The sequence below is a fragment of the Herbidospora galbida genome, from assembly GCF_005233835.1.
In the GTDB taxonomy this organism is placed as follows: Bacteria; Actinomycetota; Actinomycetes; order Streptosporangiales; family Streptosporangiaceae; genus Herbidospora; species Herbidospora galbida.
This window is the reverse complement of sequence record NZ_SZQA01000029.1, coordinates 58,301-79,021: the sequence shown is the minus strand read 5'-3', so window position 1 is coordinate 79,021 and position 20,721 is coordinate 58,301. Positions and strand designations below refer to the sequence as shown.

The 20,721-nt window shown below is 71.1% G+C and carries 19 protein-coding genes; 5 read left to right on the top strand and 14 right to left on the bottom strand.

Features of this window, described 5'->3' with window-relative positions; all coding sequences use genetic code 11:
• Positions 1 to 12 precede the first annotated feature (12 nt).
• Positions 13 to 2,337, bottom strand: a complete 2,325-nt coding sequence (locus FDA94_RS26570; RefSeq protein ID WP_170991134.1) for a vWA domain-containing protein — start codon at positions 2,335 to 2,337, stop codon at positions 13 to 15.
• A 624-nt stretch (positions 2,338 to 2,961) separates the two neighbouring features.
• Between FDA94_RS26570 and FDA94_RS26565 the strand changes: the two genes are divergently transcribed.
• Positions 2,962 to 3,663, top strand: a complete 702-nt coding sequence (locus FDA94_RS26565) for a sulfotransferase family protein (RefSeq protein WP_137249802.1) — start codon at positions 2,962 to 2,964, stop codon at positions 3,661 to 3,663.
• Here FDA94_RS26565 and FDA94_RS26560 read toward each other — a convergent pair.
• The 7 genes from FDA94_RS26560 to FDA94_RS26530 form a co-directional block, all read right to left on the bottom strand.
• Complete coding sequence (locus FDA94_RS26560) at positions 3,599 to 4,792, bottom strand: sensor histidine kinase (RefSeq protein ID WP_137249801.1); 1,194 nt, start codon at positions 4,790 to 4,792, stop codon at positions 3,599 to 3,601. The two genes, FDA94_RS26565 and FDA94_RS26560, sit on opposite strands and share 65 nt — an antisense overlap.
• On the bottom strand, positions 4,789 to 5,448 hold the full coding sequence (locus tag FDA94_RS26555; protein WP_212735528.1) for a response regulator transcription factor: 660 nt from the start codon (positions 5,446 to 5,448) through the stop codon (positions 4,789 to 4,791). Before FDA94_RS26555 ends, FDA94_RS26560 begins: the two co-directional genes overlap by 4 nt.
• An 82-nt stretch (positions 5,449 to 5,530) precedes the next feature.
• The gene (locus FDA94_RS26550) at positions 5,531 to 6,802 is read right to left on the bottom strand and encodes a cation:proton antiporter (protein WP_137249800.1); all 1,272 of its coding nucleotides are present in this window, start codon (positions 6,800 to 6,802) and stop codon (positions 5,531 to 5,533) included.
• A 4-nt stretch (positions 6,803 to 6,806) separates the two neighbouring features.
• Complete coding sequence (locus tag FDA94_RS26545; protein WP_137249799.1) at positions 6,807 to 8,066, bottom strand: cytochrome P450; 1,260 nt, start codon at positions 8,064 to 8,066, stop codon at positions 6,807 to 6,809.
• Complete coding sequence (locus tag FDA94_RS26540) at positions 8,060 to 9,064, bottom strand: alpha-hydroxy acid oxidase (protein WP_137249798.1); 1,005 nt, start codon at positions 9,062 to 9,064, stop codon at positions 8,060 to 8,062. Before FDA94_RS26540 ends, FDA94_RS26545 begins: the two co-directional genes overlap by 7 nt.
• Positions 9,064 to 10,569, bottom strand: coding sequence for an NAD(P)-binding domain-containing protein (locus tag FDA94_RS26535; protein ID WP_137249797.1), 1,506 nt, complete (start codon positions 10,567 to 10,569; stop codon positions 9,064 to 9,066). Before FDA94_RS26535 ends, FDA94_RS26540 begins: the two co-directional genes overlap by 1 nt.
• Positions 10,570 to 10,593: 24 nt before the next feature.
• Positions 10,594 to 11,943 (bottom strand): class I adenylate-forming enzyme family protein, encoded by a 1,350-nt coding sequence (locus FDA94_RS26530; RefSeq protein WP_137249796.1) that lies wholly within the window; start codon positions 11,941 to 11,943, stop codon positions 10,594 to 10,596.
• A 91-nt stretch (positions 11,944 to 12,034) separates the two neighbouring features.
• On the opposite strand from FDA94_RS26530, the gene FDA94_RS26525 reads away from it, so the two are divergent.
• Positions 12,035 to 12,724 (top strand): sulfotransferase family protein, encoded by a 690-nt coding sequence (locus FDA94_RS26525; protein ID WP_246060169.1) that lies wholly within the window; start codon positions 12,035 to 12,037, stop codon positions 12,722 to 12,724.
• 11 nt (positions 12,725 to 12,735) lie between these two features.
• Here FDA94_RS26525 and FDA94_RS26520 read toward each other — a convergent pair whose 3' ends face one another.
• Together FDA94_RS26520 and FDA94_RS26515 are read right to left on the bottom strand one after the other, a co-directional pair.
• Positions 12,736 to 13,566, bottom strand: coding sequence for a 5'-methylthioadenosine/S-adenosylhomocysteine nucleosidase family protein (locus FDA94_RS26520; RefSeq protein ID WP_137249794.1), 831 nt, complete (start codon positions 13,564 to 13,566; stop codon positions 12,736 to 12,738).
• On the bottom strand, positions 13,563 to 15,260 hold the full coding sequence (locus FDA94_RS26515; protein ID WP_137249793.1) for a hypothetical protein: 1,698 nt from the start codon (positions 15,258 to 15,260) through the stop codon (positions 13,563 to 13,565). Before FDA94_RS26515 ends, FDA94_RS26520 begins: the two co-directional genes overlap by 4 nt.
• Positions 15,261 to 15,341: 81 nt before the next feature.
• Between FDA94_RS26515 and FDA94_RS26510 the strand changes: the two genes are divergently transcribed.
• Entirely contained in the window at positions 15,342 to 16,049 is a 708-nt protein-coding gene (locus FDA94_RS26510; RefSeq protein ID WP_137249792.1) for an NUDIX hydrolase, read from the top strand.
• Here FDA94_RS26510 and FDA94_RS26505 read toward each other — a convergent pair.
• From FDA94_RS26505 to FDA94_RS26490, 4 genes are read right to left on the bottom strand one after another with little or no spacing between them, the layout of a single operon-like run.
• Positions 16,046 to 16,672 (bottom strand): DUF305 domain-containing protein, encoded by a 627-nt coding sequence (locus FDA94_RS26505; protein ID WP_137249791.1) that lies wholly within the window; start codon positions 16,670 to 16,672, stop codon positions 16,046 to 16,048. The genes FDA94_RS26510 and FDA94_RS26505 overlap by 4 nt on opposite strands.
• Positions 16,669 to 17,502, bottom strand: coding sequence for an aminotransferase class IV (locus FDA94_RS26500; RefSeq protein ID WP_137249790.1), 834 nt, complete (start codon positions 17,500 to 17,502; stop codon positions 16,669 to 16,671). The genes FDA94_RS26505 and FDA94_RS26500 overlap by 4 nt, the downstream gene beginning before the upstream one ends.
• Before the next feature lie 9 nt (positions 17,503 to 17,511).
• Positions 17,512 to 18,510: a chorismate-binding protein gene (locus FDA94_RS26495; protein ID WP_137249789.1), complete on the bottom strand. Its 999-nt coding sequence runs from the start codon at positions 18,508 to 18,510 to the stop codon at positions 17,512 to 17,514.
• Positions 18,462 to 19,403: a LysR family transcriptional regulator gene (locus tag FDA94_RS26490; RefSeq protein ID WP_137249788.1), complete on the bottom strand. Its 942-nt coding sequence runs from the start codon at positions 19,401 to 19,403 to the stop codon at positions 18,462 to 18,464. Before FDA94_RS26490 ends, FDA94_RS26495 begins: the two co-directional genes overlap by 49 nt.
• 116 nt (positions 19,404 to 19,519) lie before the next feature.
• On the opposite strand from FDA94_RS26490, the gene FDA94_RS26485 reads away from it, so the two are divergent.
• Together FDA94_RS26485 and FDA94_RS40670 are read left to right on the top strand one after the other, a co-directional pair.
• On the top strand, positions 19,520 to 20,314 hold the full coding sequence (locus FDA94_RS26485; RefSeq protein ID WP_137249787.1) for an NAD(P)-dependent oxidoreductase: 795 nt from the start codon (positions 19,520 to 19,522) through the stop codon (positions 20,312 to 20,314).
• Complete coding sequence (locus tag FDA94_RS40670) at positions 20,311 to 20,700, top strand: RidA family protein (protein WP_137249786.1); 390 nt, start codon at positions 20,311 to 20,313, stop codon at positions 20,698 to 20,700. The genes FDA94_RS26485 and FDA94_RS40670 overlap by 4 nt, the downstream gene beginning before the upstream one ends.
• The last annotated feature ends 21 nt before the right edge of the window (positions 20,701 to 20,721 follow it).

Here is a 20,721-nt window from a genome sequence, read left to right as displayed (position 1 = left end):
CACTGTCCCGGTTCAGGACCAAGGGTCGTCGTAATCGGTGGAGGTGGTGGCGTGACTGGAGCCGTGGCCGCTCGGGGCCCACTCGTGGGTGTCGTCGAACGGGTCACGCGGGCCGGGTTCCTCATACGGCGGGGTGACGCCGGGTCTGGCCGCCTTGGGGTTTCGCCGGAACAGGGACCGGCGCCGCTTCCCGGTGTCGCGGAAGGAGAGCCGGTAGCCGCCCGGGATGGGCCGGCTCTCCTCGCCGAAGGGCAGGAGTCGCCTCTCCTCGCCGGGCACCTGAAGCTGGACGGCGCCGTCGCCGTCGCGAACGGCCGTGTAGAGCTCGTCGCCCTGGGCGGCGTCGTATCCGGCCAGCAGAGGGTGGTCGGCGCCGACGTCCCGTACGGTGAACCGGAACACATCCGACCAGCGGGAGGGCGCGACCAGCTCCGTGCCGAGCGGCTCGCCCTCCAGGAGAAGGCTGACCTTGAGGCCCTTGACGGCCACCCGCCGCTTCCAGGCCAGCCGCCACTGCCAGAGCGCGAACGCGATCAGGGCCAGGACGGCCAGCGCGGTGAACACGTACGCCCGGATGCGCTCCCATGTCGTGGGCGGCCGTTCGACCGTGACCGTGAGCAGGCCCTCGGCGAAGGTCATCGACGGGTCGTCCTCGGCCACCAGCCGCACCGTGACCGCGGTTCCGCCGAGCGGCGCGTCGGCGGGGAAGGCGACCGTGAAGTCCTGCTCGAAGTCACCGGCGGGCAGGTCGAAGGTCGTGCCGGGCGTGAGCGTCGCCTTGGCGGCGCCCTCGACCTGGAGCCGGACGCTCCGGGGCGTGCCGGTGTCGTTGCGCATGCTCAGGCGGCCGGGCACCGTCTGGCCCTGGGTGACGACGCCGTCGTGCTCGAACTTCACGGTGCCCTGGATGATCGTCTCGGGCGGGCTGACGCGGAGCCTGACCGGCACCCGTTCGGCCCGGATCCCGTCCCCGACGACCTCGCCGACGAGGTCGATCTGCCCTGCCGTCTGCGGCGCGGTGAAGGTGCCGGCGTAGCGGCCGTCGTGCGCCTTGTCGTCGGGCGCGACGCCCTCGTCGGTGACGGCGACGCGCTGCGCCCCGGCGAGCCCGGCCCCGCTGGCGGTGATGGAGAAGTCGAGCGTGCTCAGCGCGCTCTCGTCGGTGATGGCCCCGTCACGGGTGACCAGGGAGAGCCACAGGCGCACGTCCTGACCGGTCCGGGCGTTGGACGGCTCGGCGACGATGGCGGCCTGCACGGCGCCGTGCCAGAGCGCGGTGGCGCTCACCACCTGCTCGGCGAGCGAGTCGGGCGCGCGCAGCTGGATCTTCCAGGGGCCGCTCTTCGGGTCGACGATGCGCAGGACCTCCGTGGTGGTGTTCTCACCACTGCGGTTGAACGTGGAGCCGTCGGCCTGCCCCGTCCCGGCCACCTCCTTGCCCTCGGGGTCGATGAACTTGACCAGCACGTCGGAGTGGCCCTTGTTGACGACCATCGTCCCGTCGGTGGCGATCATCGGGATGTCGATGGTGATCTCGCGGGTCTCACCGCCGGGCACCACCACGGGCGGCTTGGGGATGCTCTTCGAGCAGGTGGCCGACGCGTACGCCGTCACCAGCGCGTTGCCGACGTCTTCGGGGTCGCGGACGATGCGGGCGACCGGCTGGGTCTGCGTCCGGCCGTCGCAGCTGTCGCGGGAACCGCCGGCGGCGAACCTGTCGAGGTTGCCCTGGGTGACGTTCGGGCCGAAGCCCAGCGGCCAGATCTGCACCCCCGCGTCCTGCAACCGGCCGATCTGGGCCTCCAATTGCTGACCGGCCGCCTTGTTCCGGCGCGCCCACGTCACCGGGTCGCTCTCGTCGCCGGTGCCGTAGGCCTCGCTGCGGGGGACGTCGAGCTCGCCGTCGGTCAGCAGGAAGATGACCTTCTGGGCGCGGTCGGGCGAGCCGCTCTGCAGCACCGACAGGGCGTCGGTGAGCGCGGCGACGTGGTCGGTGTCGTTGCCCTCGGCGTCGGTCCGCCGCTTCAGCTCACGCACGCACGTGGACAGGTACTGCAGGTTCGCGTCGGAGTCGACGACGGTGGGCCGGCAGACCTCGTCGACGGCGTTCTGCCCCACCTCGTTCTGGCTGCCGAATCCGAGCACGGTGACGCGGCTGCGCGGGTTGAAGGCGGTCCGCGCGATCGTGGTGGCGGCCCGCCGCTCCTCGATCACGTCACCCTCGCGGAGGCTGCCCGACTCGTCGACGAGGATCACCACGTCGAGGGGAAGCGTCTCCTGCTCCGCGGCGGCGGCCGCCGGTGAGGCCCCGAAGAGGGGAAACGCCAGCGACGTCACGACGACGATGCTCGTGAAAGGCGCACGGCGCCGGGTACGGCGTTTCATTCCAGCAGCCCTTCAACAGTTCGCAATAGGCGAATTCCACGGTCTTCAGTCAAGGGTTCTGCCCGCTCTCTTGATGTACGGATGAGGCCACCGGTTGCTATGTGTTTCCATCGTGGCCGAACATGGGCGACACACTAGTAAATAGTTACTTTAACGTTACTAATCTCAATTAGGGGCATTGATGGACCATTCCGATAAATGTCCGAGTTTCCTGGAAACCCCACGGGGCGGCCCGATCGAATGCGCCGTTTGTGCATGTTGCAGCACGTACGGGAGCGACAAACCGCAGTAGTACGGATATAGGGCGATCGACCGAACAGGCAGCGAACCCAAAGATTCCCGAAAGTCCGTTTTGTGACCCGTGGGGCTGGAGTCGCAGCCCGCCCGACAAATCACATAAAAATCGGTCATTTACTGTTATTGCGGCAACTCACACATCGGCGCAGTCGGTGGTGCGCAATCATCCGGCAATTGCCCATCCACACGGACGACCAGAATTCCGACAGCGGCGTGTCAACCCGAGAGCCTTCGGGAAATAGGTGACGATCTTGAGAAATCCACTGTGGAGGGCTGCTCATGGACGTCATCGGCGCCGGTTTCGGGCGGACCTGCACCCTGTCGCTCAAAGCGGCGCTCGAAATCCTGGGGTTCGGCCCCTGCTACCACATGGCCGACGTCGTCGAAGATCCCCGCAAGATCCGCCAGTGGCTGGACGTGGGCGACGGCAAGACCACCGACTGGGACGCGATCTTCCGGGGCTTCAGGTCGGCCGTCGACTTCCCCGCCGTCTCCTACTGGCGGGAGCTGACCGACCACTACCCCGAGGCCAACGTCGTGCTGACCGTCCGCGACCCCGACCGCTGGTACGAGAGCGCCCAGGACACGATCTTCCACCGCGCGGTCGAGCCCGAAGAGCCCGGTTCCCGGTGGCGGCGGGTGCTGCACCGGCTGATGCTGTGGCGGGTGCCCGAGCTGGCTCTGTTCCCCAGAATGGCTGAGGCGACGGTGGCCGATCGGGTGTTCGGGGGGCGGCTGGACGACCGGGAGCACTGCATCGAGGTCTTCCGGCGGCACAACGAGGAGGTCCGGGCGACGATCCCGGCCGGTCGGCTGCTCGTGTTCGAGTGCCGCCAGGGGTGGGAGCCGCTGTGCCGGTTCCTCGGGGCGCCGGTGCCCGACGTGCCCTTTCCGCACGTCAACGACCGGATGGAGTTCAACCGCCGGCAACCCTGGCGGGAACTGAGGCGGTTCGTCCTAGGTCGTCGGCGGGGAGCGTGACGGTGAAGGCCGCTCCTTCTCCGGGGGCGCCGGCCACGGTCAGGATCCCGTCGTGGCCGTCGACGACCTCCTTCACCAGGGCCAGGCCCAGGCCGTAGCCGCTGCTCTCGGTCACGTGGCGGGTGAACAGGCGGGCCGGGTCTCCCGGAGCCAGGCCCGCGCCGTCGTCGGCGACCGTCAGGCTGACGCGGTCGGCGGCCGAGGCCAGGGTGATGGTGATGCGGCCGCCGGGGGCGGTGTGGGTGAGGGCGTTGTCGACCAGGGCCGACAGGACGCGGCGCAGGGCGGGAGCCGCGCCGCTGACGACCGCCGGGCCGTCGTCGCGGTGGACCTCGATGGTGACGCCTCGGGACTCGGCGCGGGGCGACTCCGCCTCGGCGAGGTCCTGGGCCAGCAGGGCCAGGTCGACCGGGTGGCGGAGGCGGTCGCTGAGCAGCAGGTCGTCGACGACCTCGCCGAGTTCGCGGGTGCCGGTGACCAGGCGGTCGACGTCCTCGACGGGGAGTTCGCCGCGCCGGAGGCGGACCGAGACGAGCTGCGCTCTGGTGTGCAGGCGGGCCAGAGGGGTGCGGAGTTCGTGGCTGACGTCTTCGGTGAACCGGCGCTCGCGGGCCAGGGCCTCGCCGAGCGGGGCGATGGCGCGGCGGGCGATCAGGTGGCCGATCAGGACGGCGGCCAGCAGCGACACGATCCCGGCGATGATCAGCGTGTCCAGCAGGCGCCGGCGTTCGGAGATCTGGTAGCGCAGGTCGAGCGCGGCCTGGCGGATGACGGCGCCGCGCCGTTCGGTGTGGACGAGATACTCCAGGCCGCCGAGTTCCACGCGGTCGACGCGGGTCCGGCCGTCGCGCTCGACGCCTCTGATCCCGGCCCGCCACGGGAGGGCCTCCGGCGCGCCCGGAGACCGGCGCAGGATGTCGCCCTCGACCTCCGTCAGCCACAGGCAGGGCGGGGGGCTGGTGATGGAGGCGCGTTCGACGGCCACCCGGGCCTCCCGGCGGGCGGCGGCGTCCTGCTGGCCGGCCATCACGCCGTAGACCAGGCCGCCCATGATGAGCAGCAGGACGGAGATCGTTCCGGCGGTGCGCAGGGTCACCCGGCGGCGGGCGCGGGTCAGCAGCGCGTTCACAGGCTGCCCAGCCGGTAGCCGATGCCGCGGACGGTGCGGACCACGCCCGAGCCGAGTTTGCCGCGCAGGTAGTAGACGTAGGTGTCGACGATCGACTCCGTGGTCGCGCCGTCGAAAACGCCGCGCCGCAGCGACGCCCTCGTGTGGACGTGCCGGGGACGCACGGCCAGGGCGCGGAGCAGGCGGCACTCCTGGCCCGACAGCGGCACCTGCGCGCCGTCGGGCAGCCACACCGCCTGGGCGCCCAGATCGAGCCAGGCGCGGCCGAGCGGGAGCAGTTCGGCGTGGTCGGTGTGGCGGCGGGTGAGCGCGCGCACGCGGGCCAGGAGTTCGTCGATCTCGAAGGGCTTGACCAGGTAGTCCTCGGCGCCGGCGTCGAGGCCCGTCACCCGGTCGTGCACGGTGCCGAAAGCGGTGAGGAAGAGCGCCGGGACGGTGACGGCCCGGCGCCGGAGGCGGCGGATCAGGTCGAGGCCGTCGAGGGCGGGCAGGCCCCGGTCGACGACCATGACGTCGTAGGTCCGGCTGAGCGCCAGGTGGAGGCCGCGTTGTCCTTCCACGGCGTGGTCGACCTCGTAGCCGTGGTCGGTGAGGATCTCGACGAGGAGCGCGCCGAGTTCTCGGTCGTCTTCGATGAGCAGCAGCCGACGTGCCACGGAATCAAACTGTCACTCCTGTCACCGAAGCGCCAGAGCCCGGAAAACGCGACCTGCGGTTCCACCCGAAAATAGGTGAAAGTTACACCAACTCGTCCTCCCGATCGGGCTGCCTGGCCTCCAGGCGGGCGGGCAGGGCGAGCTGGTAGAGGGGCACCGCGCCGGCCGTGGTGATGACGGCGACCAGGACCAGCATCGCGAAGACCTCCTGGCCGATCATCCCGTGGGCCAGGCCGATGTTGATGAAGATGAGGATCATCAGGCCCCGGGCGTTCATCAGGGCGCCGACGGCGTACGACTCGCGCCACGAGAAGCCCATCGCGCGCATCGACACGGCGCAGCCGAAGTACTTGCCGACGAAGCCGACCGCCAGGATCAGCAGGAAGGCCAGCAGCATCGCGCCGCCCGCGATGCCGTCGAGGTGGGTGTTGAGGCCGGAGAAGGTGAAGAACACCGGCAGCAGCAGGGTGGAGACGACCTCCATCATGCGGCCGTGCAGGGCCTCGCGGAACCTGGGGTCGCGGGGCATGGCCAGGCCCGCGAGGAAGCCGCCGAACACGGCGTAGACGCCGATCCAGTCGGTCAGCCAGCCGGCGGTCAGCGGGACGAGCACGACGACGTACATCATCGTCGGGGTGAAGGTTCCCGTGGCGGCGAAGCGGGTGCCGAGCGGGCGCAGCAGCGGGGCCACCAGTTTCAGCATGACCACGGCGAACACGGCGGTCAGCGCGATGGTGCGGAGCGCGCCGGCGCCGCCGGTGTCGAGGTGGAGGGCGGTCAGCAGGGCCAGCAGGCACCACGCCACGGCGTCGTCGACCGAGGCGGCGAGCAGGGTGAGGCGGCCGATCGGGGAGTTCTGCAGGCCGCGTTCGTAGAGGATGCGGGCGAGCATGGGGAAGGCGGTCAGCGAGAGCGCGCCGCCGAGGAAGAGGGCGAACTCCCACCGGGCGCTCTCGCCGGCCGACAGGGTTCCGTACAGGAGCAGGCCGGCGCCGAAGCCGAGGGCCAGCGACGGCAGGAAGCCCGAGACGGCCAGCACGCCGGCCCTTCTGACCTGCGCGGGGCTGCTCGCCTTGTGGTCGAGGCCGGCTCCGACGAGGAACATGTAGAGGGTCAGGCCGATGGTGCTCAGGACGTACAGGATCGGTTTGATCTCGGGCGGGAACAGCGACTTCTGCGCGGCCGGGAACAGCCAGCCGAACAGGGTCGGTCCGAGCAGCACGCCCGCGACCATCTCCCCCAGCACGCGCGGCTGGCGGGCCAGCAGCGCGAGCTGCCCGCAGAGCGCGGCGACGACGAGGATGACGACCAGGGCGGGCAGCACCTTCAGGACGAGTTCGAGATTGGCGTCCATGTGATCACCTGTCTCCGAAGTGGCGGGCGCAGAGGGCCTGGCGGCGGGCGTCCCACACCATGTAGCCGCCGAGCACGAGCTGGACGAGGCTGCGCCAGACGTCCTCCCAGCGGTCGCGCACCGCCATGACCCGGAGTCTCCAGGCGGGCGGCGGCGAGCCGGCGGGGGTGAGCAGGCAGGGGCCCCGGTTGGGCAGGGAACGGGTGTGCCGGGCCGACGACGAGAACTCCCATCGGCGCAGAAGCTCCCGGCACGCCGCGCGCAGCGCGATCGGCGCCAGCCGCCAGGCCGGGCAGGGCCGGTTGGCGGCGATGCCGAACGGGATGTGGTTGAGGTCGCGGACGCCGTGCTCGAACCGGGCCGGGTCGAAGCGGTCGGGGTCGGGGAATCCGGCGCGGTGGAAGTCGGGGTAGTTGAAGCAGAGCACCGACCCTTCCGGGATGTCCCGCATGTCGCCCCGGGTGATGCGGTGCGCGACGCCGAACAGCGGATAGAGCCGGAAGGTCTCGTTGATGACCTGGTCGAGGAAGCGGTCGTCTCCGGTACGGGCCCGCGCCTGGACCCCCTTGTGGTGGGCCAGCACCATCCCGAGGTGCGCGGTCGCCTCGGCCATCTGGACCACGGCCGTGTTGAAGAAGACACCCTGCAGGTAGAGGGCCTGCTCGCGCCGGGTCAGGCCGCCGGGCAGCGGCTGCCGGACGTCGTCGAGCCGGGTCTCCAGGTAGGCGGTGAGCCGGTCGCGGCGGTCCATGTGCCGCAGGCCCGTGCACTTCAGCGCGGTCACGACGTCGTCGGCGTTGGCCGTGATCAGGGCGCGGGCCTCGGGCGGGCACTCCTCGCCGAAGACGAGTCCGTAGGAGAACTCCGCCCAGACCGGCATGGCCAGGTCGCGCAGCCGGTACGCCGGCCCGGCCCGGCGCGCGCACCGGACGGCCAGTTCCTCGATCTCGGTCTTCGACACCGCCAGGAACCCCCGCGTCGCGGCGGCCACGGCGTCGTAGCGCTCCCCCGGCTCCAGGTGCTCCTGGTGCAGGTCGGCGCCCGGGGACAGCCAGTACCAGAACAGGTCGGACAGGGCCGCGCCCCGGCTGCGTCCCGAGGCGGCCGGATGCGAGTAGACCTCGCGGAACCGTTCGACCGGCACCGCGACCGTCTCCTCGCCGTTGACCCGCTCGAACACCAGCAGCCGCAGGGCGACGACCCGGCCGGGCAGCCACCACGGCAGGCTCAGCACGAAGACCGCCGCCAGGCTCAGGATCAGCATCGCCGCACCACGCTCCGGTCGAGCGGCGCGCCGACCAGCGCCATCGCGACCTCGGTCTCGGCACGGAACCGGCGCAGCACCTCCCGCACGCCCCGCTCCCCCTCGGCGGCCAGGCCCCAGATGATCGGCCGCCCGACCAGCACCGCGCGGGCGCCCAGGGCGAGCGCGGTCACGACGTCGGTGCCGCGCCGCACCCCGCCGTCGACCGTCACCGGCACGGCCGCGCCGACCGCGTCCGCGATCTCGGGCAGCAGGTCGATCGCGGCGGCGACCCGATCGAGCTGGCGGCCGCCGTGGTTGGAGACCATGACCATCGCGGCCCCGTGGCCGACGGCGGTCCGGGCGTCGTCCGGGTGGGTGACGCCCTTCACGACCAGCGGCATGTCGGTGACCTCGCGCAGCCGGTCGAGATGGGCCCAGGAGATCTCCGGGGAGAACTCGATCGGCCTGACCACGTCGCCCTCGCGGAGGTTCTCGCAGGCCAGGCCCTCGGGCAGGTCGCGGAAGCCGTTGTGCAGGTCGCGCGGCCGGATGCCGAACACCGGTGAGTCGGCGGTGACGACGAGGGCCCGGCAGCCCGCCTTCTCGGCCCGGCCGACGACGCGCTCGGTGAAGGCCATGTCGGGCTGCACGTAGAGCTGGAACCAGAGGGTCGCGCCCGTCTCGGCGATGGCCTCGATCGGGATGGTCGAGGCCATGCTGACGATCATGACGGTGTCCTCGGCGGCGGCGGCCCGCGCCGTCGCGAGTTCGCCGTCGGGGTGCGCGAGCCGGTGGAAGGCGGTCGGGGCGACCAGCACGGGCAGGGAGGCACGGCCGCCGGGCAGGGTCACCGCCAGGTCGGGTGCCACGCCGCCGAGCACGCGGGGGGCCAGCCGCAGCCGCGCGAACGCCGCCTCGTTCTCGTGGACGGCGCTCTCGTCGCCGGCCCCACCGGCGAAGTAGTCGTAGTGGGCCTTCGGGAGGCGCTGCCGCGCGATGGCCTCGTACGAGGGCATCACGCCCGCCGGGCGAAGAAGGCCCGCAGGGGTTCCAGGTGGACGTCAGGGGAGGTCCAGTCGTTCTCCAGGTTCTCGGTGACGTGGTGGACGGCCGGTTCCTCGCCGGGGCGGTGGTGGCGGACGACCGGGTGGAGGTAGTGGCCCTCGTCGGCGCGGTCGGCGTCGCTCTGGCTGATCCGGCCCACGGTCACGTCGAACGGGTCGACCTGGTCGTGGCCGGGGCCGTACTCCAGCGTGATCGTGTAGTGGGGGCCGTCGATCGGCAGGTCGACCGGGCGTTCCTCCAGGTAGTGGCCGTCGTGGGTGATCACGTCGGCGATCACGCCGAACTGCTGCCACAGGGCCGAACTGCGGTTGACCCGGTCGAGGACCGCCTGCGCCATCGCCTTCGGGTCGGCGCCGACCTCCTTGGCCGGCCACGGGACGTCGTGGTGCCGCTCCTCCAGGATGCGGTGGAGGGCGCGGGCGCCGTACCGGAAGCCGTGGATGAAGCCGCTGGTCCCGCGCTTGAAGTCGCGCGACTGGGTGATGGTGCCGGCGAAGTACAGGCCCGGCACGTCGGCCGACTCGTAGGCCGGCGTGAGGGCCGGGAACCGGCCGCTGGCGTGCAGCGCGGGGCGGCAGGTGTCGTCGAAGATCGACCGGTCGAACGCGAAGCCCGCGCAGACGATGACGCGGTCGTAGGGGATGTCCTTGGTGACCTCGTCGGCCCGGACGAAGGCGACCGTCACCCGGTAGGTGCCGTCGTCGAGGCGTTCGATGTGGCGCACGTCGCCGTCCAGGACGGCGTTCTGGGACTTGAGCTGGTAGGTGTCCAGGAAGTTGTTGTTGACCGCGCGCAGGTGGCCGACGTAGTGGGTGCGCCAGGCCATCTTGAGCGAGCGCGGCCCGGCCACGTGGACGACGGCGGCGGTCTCGACCAGGTTGTCGGCGGTCTCGAAGGCCGAGTTGCCCTTGCCGATGATGAGGACCCGCTTGTCGACGAAGTCCTGGGGGTCGACGGAGACCTCGCCGTACTGTTCGGCCTGCTCGATTCCGGGGATGGCCGGGACGTTCTCCCTGCTCACGCCGGTGGCGATGATCAGCCGCCGGGCGGTGCGCACGGTGCCGTGGTCGTCGGTGACCGCGAAACCGTCGCTCGTCCTGGTGACCTGGCGGGCGCGGGAGCCGTACACGACGTCGAGGCCCTCGGCGAATCTGGCCAGGTAGCGCACCATGTCGTCGGCGTGCGGGAAGTAGCGGTCACTGAAGCGGGTGAACAGCAGCTCCGGGTCGTCGGACAGGAGGCTGTTCCAGTCCATGCGGAGGTTCAGTTCGGGGTCGTCGGTGCCGTTGTACTTCTTGTTGATGGAGATGAGGGTTCGATGGCGGGGGAAGGTCGCGAAGAACGTGCCCGGCGCCGGGCCCGCCTCCATGATCGTGTACGACCTCCCGGCCGCCCTCAGGAACCATCCCATCTGCAGACCGGCAGGTCCGGCGCCGATCACCAGGTAATCCAGCATGCCCTTAGTGTTGGCGGGCGATTCTCAGAGAACGATCAGAGCCAGTAAGGCCTTCTTGTCAGGCTTGCCCGACGCCGCCAGCGGCACCTCGTCGATGACCGTGATCGTGGCGGGCACGTGGTCGGCGCCCAGCTCCTCCTGGACGTGACCCTTCAGCTCCCCGATGTCAGGATCCTTCGCGACGACGAACGCGTGGGCCGCCTCGCCGGTGGCCCGGTCGGGGGCGCCGACGACGTAGGCCTCCTCGACGTCGGGATGGCTCTCCAGGGCGCGCTCGATCGGCCCGAGGTAGACGACCATGGCGTTCACCATGACGGCCTCGCGCGCCCGCCCGACGATGTGGATGTAGCCCTCGTCGTCGACGTGCCCGAGGTCGCCGGTGCGCAGCCAGCCGTCGGCGACCGGGTTTTCCTCGCCGTTCCAGTAGCCGCTCATCAGATAGGGACTGCTGACCAGCAGCTCGCCCTCGTGCGCCCGCACCCGCACCATCGGATGGGGGCGGCCGACGGTGTCGGCCTTCGCGGGCAGCTCGCGGGGGGTGAGCATGGAGATCGAACCGGCCTCGGTCGCGCCGTAGCCCTGGTAGACGACCGGCCCGAGCAGCTTCACCGCCTGCTCCAGCCGCGACGCGGAGATGGGCGAACCGCCGACCATCATGGCCCGCATGTCGGGCAGCTCGGTGCCGGTGTCGATGATCTGGGTCAGCCGTGGGACGGTGAAGATCGAGCCGGTGATGCGCAGGTCGCGGTAGACGCGGGGGAACTCCGGCTCCACCGGGATCACGACGGTGCCCCCGCCGAGCACCGCCAGGCCGAGGAACTCGAAGACGACCATGCTCGCCAGCGTGCCGAACAGCAGATACCGCTCGAACCCGGCGGCCATCTCCCTGGCGACCGGCGACCACACGCCCGGCTGCCAGGCCCAGTGCCGGTCGAGCGCGCCGTAGGTGAGGGCGCACCCCTTCGGGCGGCCGGTGCTGCCACTGGTGAAGGCCAGCATCGCGACGTCGCCGGGACGGCCCAGCGGGGTCGGGCAGGTGGCGTCCCCCACCTCGGGCAGGGTCGCGTCGTCGACGACGTGGTCGACGTCCATGGCCAGGACGTGGGCCAGTTGCGCCTTGGAGTAGCCCGGCCGGACGCCGACCACCCGGCAGCCCAGGACGTGCGCGGCCATCTGGGCGGCGAACGCCTCGGGCGTGACCGAGGTCCGGAACGCGACGGCCTTCCCGCGCAGCCCCTGGGCGTCGAGGGTGCCCGCCATCCCGCCGATCATGGCGAGGAGCTCGGCGCGGGTGACGACGCGCGAGCCGTGCTCGAAGACCGGCCGGTGCGGTTCCTCGCTCAGCAGGGCCAGCAGCGGTGCGGGAAAGACCATGACGCGTCTCCTTCGGGCCTGGGAAAGCGGCGACGGACGCGATACAACCACCGTGAGATCAGAGTCCGATCAGACCCCCGGGAGGCCGCTCGTGGACGTCATCGGCGCGGGATTCGGCCGGACCGGCACCAGGTCGCTGAAGGCCGCCCTCGAACTGCTCGGATTCGGCCCCTGCTACCACATGGCCGGCGTGATCGCCGAGCCCCACCGGGTCAGGCAGTGGCTCGACGTGGGCGAGGGCCGGTCGGCCGACTGGGACGCGATCTTCGCGGGCCACCGGTCGGCGGTCGACTTCCCGGCGGCCTCGTACTGGCGCGAACTCGCCGCCCACTACCCGGCGGCGAAGGTCGTCCTGACCGTCCGCGACCCCGGCCGCTGGTACGACAGCGCGAGCGAGACCATCTTCCGCCGCCAGATCGAGGCCGGGCAGCCGAAGCCGTGGCGGCGGCGGCTGGTGACCCGGCTGATCGCGTGGCGGTCGCCTGACTTCGCGCTCTACCCGCGGATGGCGCGGGCGACGATCTTCGACCGCGTGTTCGACGGCCGGGTGGCCGACCGCGACCACTGCGTCGCGGTGTTCCGGCGGCACGTCGAGGAGGTGAAAGAGGCCTTCCCTGCCGACCGGCTGCTGGTGTTCGAGTGCCGGGAGGGCTGGGAGCCGCTGTGCCGGTTCCTGGGGGTGCCGGTCCCGGACGTGCCGTTTCCGCAGGCCAACGAGCGGGCGGCGTTCCACGGGAAGCGGCCGGGGCGGGCCCTGCGGCTGATCCTGCGGGGCCGCTGAGGCCTCAACGATCAATCGAGCTGGAGGTAGGGCATAAGCTTCCGCACGGCCACGGCCGCGTTCCTGGCGGCCGGTTCGTGGTGTCCGTAGTGCCGGTCGGCCCCCGCATGGTCGGAGATGCCACGCACGACCACCCAGCCCTGGGCCGTATGGTCACCGGCCTGCTCGTAGAAGGCCTGCGTGAACCCGCCCGCCTCCATGTCGACGGCCAGGACCTTGTCGTTGTAGGCCTGAAGATGCCGGACGATCTCCGACTCCTCCTCGGCGATCACCGCCTCCCCGGAACCGATCGGGCTCCCATGAACGCGGAACCCGGAGATCGCCGCCGGTTCGCCCTTATCGACGAAGAAGTGGTTGACGGCGTTGACGACGTGCGCGGCCGACGGCTTTTCGTCCGACCTGTGCCGGGTCCCGTCGGGAGTCAGTTTGCGCAGGTCGTAGTAGATGACACTGGTGGCGATGACGACGTCGTCGAGCTCGACGTCCTTGTGGATGCCCCCGGCGATGCCGGTGAGGACGATTACGGGCGGGTTGAATATCCGCTGCAGGTTCTGGCAGGCCATGATGACCGACCGGTTGCCCTGCGCAAGGGTTTGGAGCGCGGCGACGCGCATGCCATCGACCGTTCCCTCGTGGAAGTGCAGCCCGGCGGCACGCGTCGGGACCAGCCCGAGCTCGTCGCGGACGGCCTGGGTCTCCAGCGGTTTCATGGTGATGATCCCGAGGGCGGCGAGCCGCTCCGGTCGGGAGGATCGGCCGCTCGCGTGGTAGGTGGCGTTGGGACCGACGGCGCTGTGGTTCACGTTCACCGTGCCGCCATGGTTGGCGATGCCGCTGTTCATCCGTGCGCTCCCTCTTCGGCCTTGCTGTCGTCGCGGACGTCGTTGCGGTACTGCGAGTTGGGTCCGACGGCGGAGTCCTTGACGTCGACCCGTCCGCCCATGTTGAGGATTCCGGCGTTGATGATGCTGGCCGCGCGTTTGCTGAAGCCCGACACGTCCACACCACGCCCCCGCAGAAAGGTCTCGGTGCAGTTCAGGAGTCGAAGCTCGATCAACTTCACATGGTCCTGAATGGTGACCTCGTCGAACGCCGACTTGTTCTCCCAGTCGGTCGCCCGCTCGGCCCGGATGCTGACCACCGGACCAACCGTGCGGCCCCGACGCGGCCGGACCAACCCGTTCCGCCCGGCCAGGCAGGCCCCCAACAGGGTCCACGGCGCGAGCACCAGCCAGTACGCCGCACTGACCTGCCCCGGGAGCCCGGCCAGCGCCCGCAGCACGGCGCGGACGACCGCTCCGCCACCGGACTCGGCATGACCTTCGAGGATCTGGAACTCCCTGGGTGTACGGGTGAGCGCGGTCGCCGCGAAGTCGAGGCTGAGGGTACGGCCCTTGACGGTGACGCGTAGGAAGACCGTGGTGACGATCTCGCCGGTTGCGCTGGTCCTGATCTCCAGAAAGTGGTGCAGCGCGCCGTAGGGACTGTCGACGGCGGCGTCGATCTCGGACTGGTCGAGCCCTTTCCACAACCAAGCGGGCCGGTCGACCACGTCGTCTTCCGGGGCGTAGAGGCGATCGCGGATCTGAAAGCCGGGGAGGGACGTCGGGTCGTCGGCGTCACCAATGGGAGCCATGGCGCCGCGCAGGTAGGCGACGAGTTCGGAGGCCCTGAAGGGGGGTCGCGCGAACTCATCCTTCTCCTCGCCATCACCCTCGGCGCGAAGCTGGATGGCAAGTGGTGGCATCCAGCGGTGCACGAGCAACCCGGCTCCGACGAAGAACTCCTCTTCCTCTTCGTCGAGGCGGAGCCTGGGCAGCCGGAACTCGTCATCCTCATCCGAGGCGGGCGGCTCGGGTCGCCGGTAGATGACCACGGGGTGGTGCTGCTGCGCGGCGATGCCGGCCAGGCGCGCAGTGGTGGGCGTGTTATAGAGCGGATCGGCGTTGTGCATGACGTTCATGCACCGCTGAGTGACCGCCGCCCGTACGGCGACGACACCGGCGAGGAGCCCGAGCAGCAGCAGCGTGGTCCGCACCATCGCTTCCGGGTGCACTCCCTGCATGCTCGCCAGCAAGAAGGGCACAGTCAGCAGGCCGAGCACGGCCCACGCGCCAAGGCGGACGATGCGCCGCCCCTGCCGCAGCGCCTCGGTGTCACTCCGCCAGGTGACGCGGTGGAGGAAGGAGTCAGCGGCCGCTTTCGCCTGCCGGCGTGCCAGCTCGCTCCCCTTACGCGCGGCCAACCGGACCACCGTCACCACGCACAACACGCATCCGACGCCGGCCACGGCCGGCGGATTGGCCGCGAAGCCCACCGAGAGCACCAGCACGACAGCGACATGCTGCGCGTGTTCCAGGATCCAGGCACGCCAGGCATGCCGGATGACAGGCACGAGGTCGAACCCGTAGGAGGGCGCGATCATGTGCCGGGTGTCGTTGTGCACCTTGTGCAGGACTTTGATGCGGAATATCCGGTCGAGGTAGACCCCCGCGCAAAGGTGGCGGGTCGCGGCGTCCAAGCGGAGGGTGCGCATTCCGACCTCCTTTAGGTCAAGTCGACCATAAAGGAAGGGCCTACTTTGGGTCAAGTTGACCATTACCTGTACTGTGTGGCGATGACCGTGACCCGCCTGCCCCGGCCGTCCATCCGGGTGACCGCCGATCTGGTGATCCTTACCGTTCGCTCAGGCGAGCTGCACGTCCTGCTGATAGACCGGGGCAACCCGCCATACCTGGGCCGCCCCGCGCTCCCGGGTGGATTCGTTCGCGACGGCGAGACCCTCGAGGGCGCGGCGTACCGGGAACTCGCCGAGGAGACCGGTCTGCTGGCCGGTGACATCACCCTCGAGCAGCTTCGGGCCTACAGCGAGCCCGGGCGGGACCCTCGTGGACGGGTCATCACGATCGCCTACCTCGCGCTCGGCCCGGAGCTGCCGCTCCCGGTCGCGGGGACCGACGCGGCGGCCGCGCGATGGATACCGGTCGAGCAGGCATTGGCCACAGAGCTGGCCTTCGACCACGAGGAGATCCTGCGTGACTGTCTCGAATCGGCGCGGGCGCGCCTGGAGCACACGACCGCGGCGGCCACCTTCTGCAAGGAACCCTTCACCGTCGCCGACCTTCGGCATGTCTATGAGGCCGTGTGGGGTCAGAGACTCGACCCGAGCAACTTCCGCCGCAAGGTGACGAACACCGCGGGATTCATCGTGCCGACGGGTGAGCGGCGATTCCCCGACGTGGGACGTCCGGCAGCCCTCTACACGCGGGGGCCGGCGACTCTGCTGATCCCGCCATTGCTGCGGACGACCACCGACGAGCCCTAGCCCGCCAGCATCGAGCGCATGCGGCCGATCTCGATCTGCTGGCCCGTCACGATGTCGAGCGCCAGCGTCCGCATCAGCTGGTCGCGGCCGCCCTTCAGCTGCTCCCCCGCCATCGTCACCGCCCCTTCGTGGTGGCGGATCATCAGCGTCAGGAACAGCCGGTCGAAGGCCTCCCCGCGCGCCGCCCGCAGGTCGTTCATCTCCGCCGGCGAGGCCATGCCGTAGCCGGTGGTGTGGGCGTGACCAGCGGGGATCTCGCGGCCCAGGCGGTTCAGCCAGCCACCCAGGACGCCGATCTCGGGCTGCTGGGCCGCCGTGATGCGGCCGGCCAGGGCCTTCACCTGCTCGTTCGCGGCGCGGTCGGCGACCAGGCCGGTCATCTCCAGGGCCTGCCGGTGGTGGCCGATCATGCCTTCGGCGAAGCGCACGTCGGCCGCGGACACGTCGGGCGCGTAGGTGCCGAGGGTCTGGCCGGGGGTCGCGACGGTGCCGCTCTCGCCGGGGGCGCCGGGCAGGACCACCGGCGGGCCCGAACCCGCCACCACCGGGCGCGGGTCGTCCGCGCCGGGGGTGCAGGCGGCCACCGCCGTCAGGGCGATGGCCGCTAAGACGGCACGTCTCACGGGTCGAGGTCGTCGGCCGAGCGGGCCGCGAAGGCCTCCATCGCCGCGCGGGTGACCGGGCCGGGGCCGACCGGCAGGGCCTTGCCGTCGACGAGGCCGATCGGCTGGATGTCGCGGGTCGTCGAGGTCAGGAAGGCCTCTTCGGCGTCGTAGAGGGCCGCCAGCGGGACGTCTTCCTCGACGGCGTCGGGGTACCACTCCAGGGCCAGGGCGCGGGTGACGCCGGCCAGGCAGCCCGACGAGAGGGTCGGGGTGACCAGGCGGCCCCCGGTGACGATGAAGATGTTGCTGCCGGTGCCCTCGCAGAGGTTGCCGGCCAGGTTCTCGAAGATCGCCTCGCCGCCGCCGCGCTCCTTCGCGTAGGCCAGGGCCTTGGCGTTGTCGCCGTAGGAGGTCGACTTCACGCCGGTCAGCGCGCCCCGCTCGTTGCGGGGCCACGGGACGACGACCACGTCGGCGGTGACCGGGAACGGCTTCTGCTCGCCGACGATGATGATCGTGTTGGTGCCCTCGGAACCCCGGTCGCTGCCCAGCGGGCCCGGACCGCTCGTGTAGGTGACGCGGATGCGGCCCAGCGGCCACTTCGGCGCGGCGGCGACCGTCGCGCGGACGCCGTCGGCGATGGCGGCGGTGTCGGGTTCGGGGAGGTCCATGCGCTTGGCCGACAGGGCCAGGCGGTCGAGGTGGCGGGTGAGGGCGAAGACCTCACCGTTCGTCACCTTGATCGTCTCGAAGACGCCGTCGCCGACCATGAGCCCGTGGTCGAAGACGGACACGACCGCCTTCTCGGGAGCGATCAGGTCGCCGTTGACCCAGATGGGAACCGCCATGTGAGCCTTCTACCCTTCGTCTGAGCGGGATGCGAGCGCGATGAGCCGGGACGCCTTCAGCTCCGTCTCGCGCCATTCGTGCCCGGGGTCGGAGCCCCATGTGATGCCGGCACCGGTGCCGAAGCGGATCTCCTCACCGGTGATCCAGAAGGTGCGGATGCCCACCGCCAGGGCGGCCTCGCGCCGATCGGCGTCGACCCAGCCCACCGCCCCACAGTATGGCCCCCGCGGCGCTGGTTCGAGCGCATTGATGATGCTCAGCGCGGACGATTTCGGCGCACCCGTGACGGAACCGGGCGGGAACGTCGCGGCAAAGATTTCCGGCCACGACCTCCGGGTGGTCGCCTGGACGGTCGACACGAGGTGCACCAGCCCCGGATGCTCCTCCACGGCCAGCAGCTCGGGAACCGTCACGGAGCCGACGTCGGCGACGATCCCGAGGTCGTTGCGGACCAGATCGACGATCATCACGTTCTCGGCGTAGTCCTTCTCCAGCAGGTCGTCGTACGTCTCCCCGGTCCCCTTGATCGGCCGCGAGGTGATCACCGGGCCGCTGCGCCCCAGGTAGAGCTCCGGCGAGGCCGACACCACGGTCAGCCCCGGCACGTGGATGACCGCCGAGTGGGGCGCCGGGTTCCCCTCGGCCAGCAGCGCGGCCAGCGCCAGCGGATCGCTCCGGTGGGTGAGCGGCGCAGACAGCACCCGGCACAGGTTGGCCTGGTAGACCTCGCCCCGCTCGATGTGGTCGCGGATGGCCCGGACCCCCGCCTCGTAGCCGGCCCGGTCGAGCGAGGAGCGCCACTCGGAGCGGCGCGGGCCGATCCAGGGGCCGCTGGGAGCGGGCAGCGGGGCGGGGCGGACGTCGTCGAAACGGGCCAGGGTGACCTTGCCCTCGAACTCCACCACGACCGCCCACCAGCCGCCCTCGTCGAGGGCGGCCAAGTCGGTGGCGACGTCGCTCAGGCCGGTGGCCAGACGGCCCGCGACGTGGGCGAAGGCGTCGTGCATCCGGCCATTCTCCCAGCGGCCTCCGCGAGCACTCGCGTCAGCTCCCGCGCTGCGGGCAGCGCCACGCGCGGCAGCGCCGCGAACACGGTCCGGCGCGGGGCGTTCGCGGCGATCGGGCGCAGCACCAGGTCGGGCCGCATGCCCTGGGTGGCGAGGGCCGGGACGAGCGTCACGCCCAGCCCGGCCGCGACGAAGCCGAGCTTGGCCGTCCACTCCCCCACCCGCATGCCGACCCTCGGGGTGAACCCGGCGGCGGCGCACACGGCGGCCAGCATGAGGCCCTGACCCGGGCGGGCGCCCTCGATCCAGTTGTCGTCGCGCAGGTCGCGCAGGTCGATCTCGGCCCGGCCGGTGAGCCGGTGGCCCGCGGGCAGGCCGACGAGGAACTCCTCCTCCAGCAGCGGCTGAAGGGCGATCGAGGGCGGCGCGTCGAGCCCGGCCGGGTAGTCGCTGACCACGGCCACGTCGATGGCGCCCTGGTCGAGCCGCTCGACCAGGTGGCCGGTCATCCCCTCGATGAGGGTGGTGTCGACGTCGGGGAAGGCGGCGCGGTAGTCCTTCAGCGCCGCCGGGACCAGCGCGGCGTTCGCCGTCGCGAAGGCGCCCACGCGCAGCCGCCCGCCGGTCCCCAGGTGGACGGCGGCCAGTTCCTCCTCGGCCCGCTGAAGGCGTTCGAGCACCTCACGGGTGTGCCGGTGGAGGGTCGCGCCGGCGGGAGTGAGGCGGACCCCCCGGGGCAGCCGCTCGAAGAGCGGCCCGCCCGCGCGCGACTCCAGCGCCGCGACGCGCCGGGACACGGCCGACTGCGTGTACTGCAGCTCCACGGCCGCCGCCGTGAAGGACCCCAGCCGGGCCACCGCGTCGATCAGGCGCAGGGCGTCGGTGTCGAACACCAGAACTCCTTTTTGGCATTCCGTGACCGCATGCCTTCCATGAAATGTACGCGCTGGTGGAATGCCTTGAGCAGGGCTAGGGTCGAAATGTGATCGCTTTTCTGGGATTGGGGAACATGGGTTCCCCCATGGCCCGCCGCCTCGTCGCCGCGGGCCAGAAGGTGACCGTGTGGAACCGCACGCGCAAGGAGCTCGACGGCGCCGCCGTGGCCGGCTCGCCCGCCGAGGCGGTGTCGGGGGCGCCGATCGTCATCTCGATGCTGTCGAACCCCGCCGCCGTGGCGGAGGTCGTCGAGGCGGCCAAGCCGGGCCTGTCGGCCGGGACGATCTGGGTGGAGATGTCCACCATCGGACCCGACGCCGTGGCCGAGGTGCGCGCCCAGTTGCCCGACGACGTCCGGCTGGTCGACGCGCCCGTGCTCGGCACGGTCGGCCCCGCCACCGAGGGCAAGCTGCGCGTGATCGCGGGTGGGGACGCCGCCGACGTCGACCAGGTCAGAGACGTGCTCGGGGTGTTCGGAACCGTCCACCACTACGGCGGACCGGGCTCCGGCGCGAAGATGAAGCTGGCCGTGATGGCGGGACAGTTGTCGGTGCAGGTGCTGCTGGCCGAGAACCTCGCCTACGTGCGGCGGCTCGGCCTGTCGGCCGACGACTACTTCGACCTGCTCGACGCGACCCTGCTCGGCACGGCCGGCGAACGGCTGCGCCCGGTGGTGGAGAACGGCGTGCCCGAGACCCGGTTCAAGCTGGCCCTCGCGGCCAAAGACCTGACCCTCGCGACCGAGGGCCCCGGCGAGGTGCAGACCCTGACCGCCGCCGCCCGCGACCGCTTCGCCCAGGCCGCCGCCGCCGGACACGGCGAGGCCGACGTCACGGGCATCGTGCCCGCCCTGCTGGAACTGCCGTGAAACTGAACCCGGCCACCGTCCCGGCCACGAACGGGCGCTACTCCCACGCGGCCCGGACCGGCGACCTGCTGTTCGTCTCGGGCCAGGTCGCCGTCGACGCCTCCGGCGAGGTCGTCGGGCCCGGCGACATGACCCGGCAGTCCGAGGTCGTGTACGAACACCTCCGGCTCATCCTCGAAGATCAAGGGGGCACCTTCGAGGACGTCGTCCACATCCGGACCTTCCTCACCGACATGGACGGCTTGCTCGACCACGCGGCGGTGCGGCAGCGGTACATGCCGTCTCCCCCGCCCGCCAGCACGACCGTCGAGGTGTCGCGGCTGTTCATGCCGGGCCTCGTGGTCGAGGTGGAACTCGTCGCCGACCTGGCCGGAAGCGGCCGGTGAGCGCCTTTTCGCCGTGAGCGG

Excerpts from the sequence above, each read along its gene's own strand:
- FDA94_RS26565 (WP_137249802.1), top strand. The coding sequence starts at position 2,962 with ATGGACGTCATCGGCGCCGGTTTCGGGCGGACCTGCACCCTGTCGCTC.
- FDA94_RS26550 (WP_137249800.1), bottom strand. The coding sequence starts at position 6,802 with ATGGACGCCAATCTCGAACTCGTCCTGAAGGTGCTGCCCGCCCTGGTC.
- FDA94_RS26545 (WP_137249799.1), bottom strand. The coding sequence starts at position 8,066 with ATGCTGATCCTGAGCCTGGCGGCGGTCTTCGTGCTGAGCCTGCCGTGG.
- FDA94_RS26540 (WP_137249798.1), bottom strand. The coding sequence starts at position 9,064 with ATGCCCTCGTACGAGGCCATCGCGCGGCAGCGCCTCCCGAAGGCCCAC.
- FDA94_RS26535 (WP_137249797.1), bottom strand. The coding sequence starts at position 10,569 with ATGCTGGATTACCTGGTGATCGGCGCCGGACCTGCCGGTCTGCAGATG.
- FDA94_RS26530 (WP_137249796.1), bottom strand. The coding sequence starts at position 11,943 with ATGGTCTTTCCCGCACCGCTGCTGGCCCTGCTGAGCGAGGAACCGCAC.
- FDA94_RS26520 (WP_137249794.1), bottom strand. The coding sequence starts at position 13,566 with ATGAACAGCGGCATCGCCAACCATGGCGGCACGGTGAACGTGAACCAC.
- FDA94_RS26515 (WP_137249793.1), bottom strand. The coding sequence starts at position 15,260 with ATGCGCACCCTCCGCTTGGACGCCGCGACCCGCCACCTTTGCGCGGGG.
- FDA94_RS26510 (WP_137249792.1), top strand. The coding sequence starts at position 15,342 with ATGACCGTGACCCGCCTGCCCCGGCCGTCCATCCGGGTGACCGCCGAT.
- FDA94_RS26500 (WP_137249790.1), bottom strand. The coding sequence starts at position 17,502 with ATGGCGGTTCCCATCTGGGTCAACGGCGACCTGATCGCTCCCGAGAAG.
- FDA94_RS26495 (WP_137249789.1), bottom strand. The coding sequence starts at position 18,510 with ATGCACGACGCCTTCGCCCACGTCGCGGGCCGTCTGGCCACCGGCCTG.
- FDA94_RS26485 (WP_137249787.1), top strand. The coding sequence starts at position 19,520 with ATGGGTTCCCCCATGGCCCGCCGCCTCGTCGCCGCGGGCCAGAAGGTG.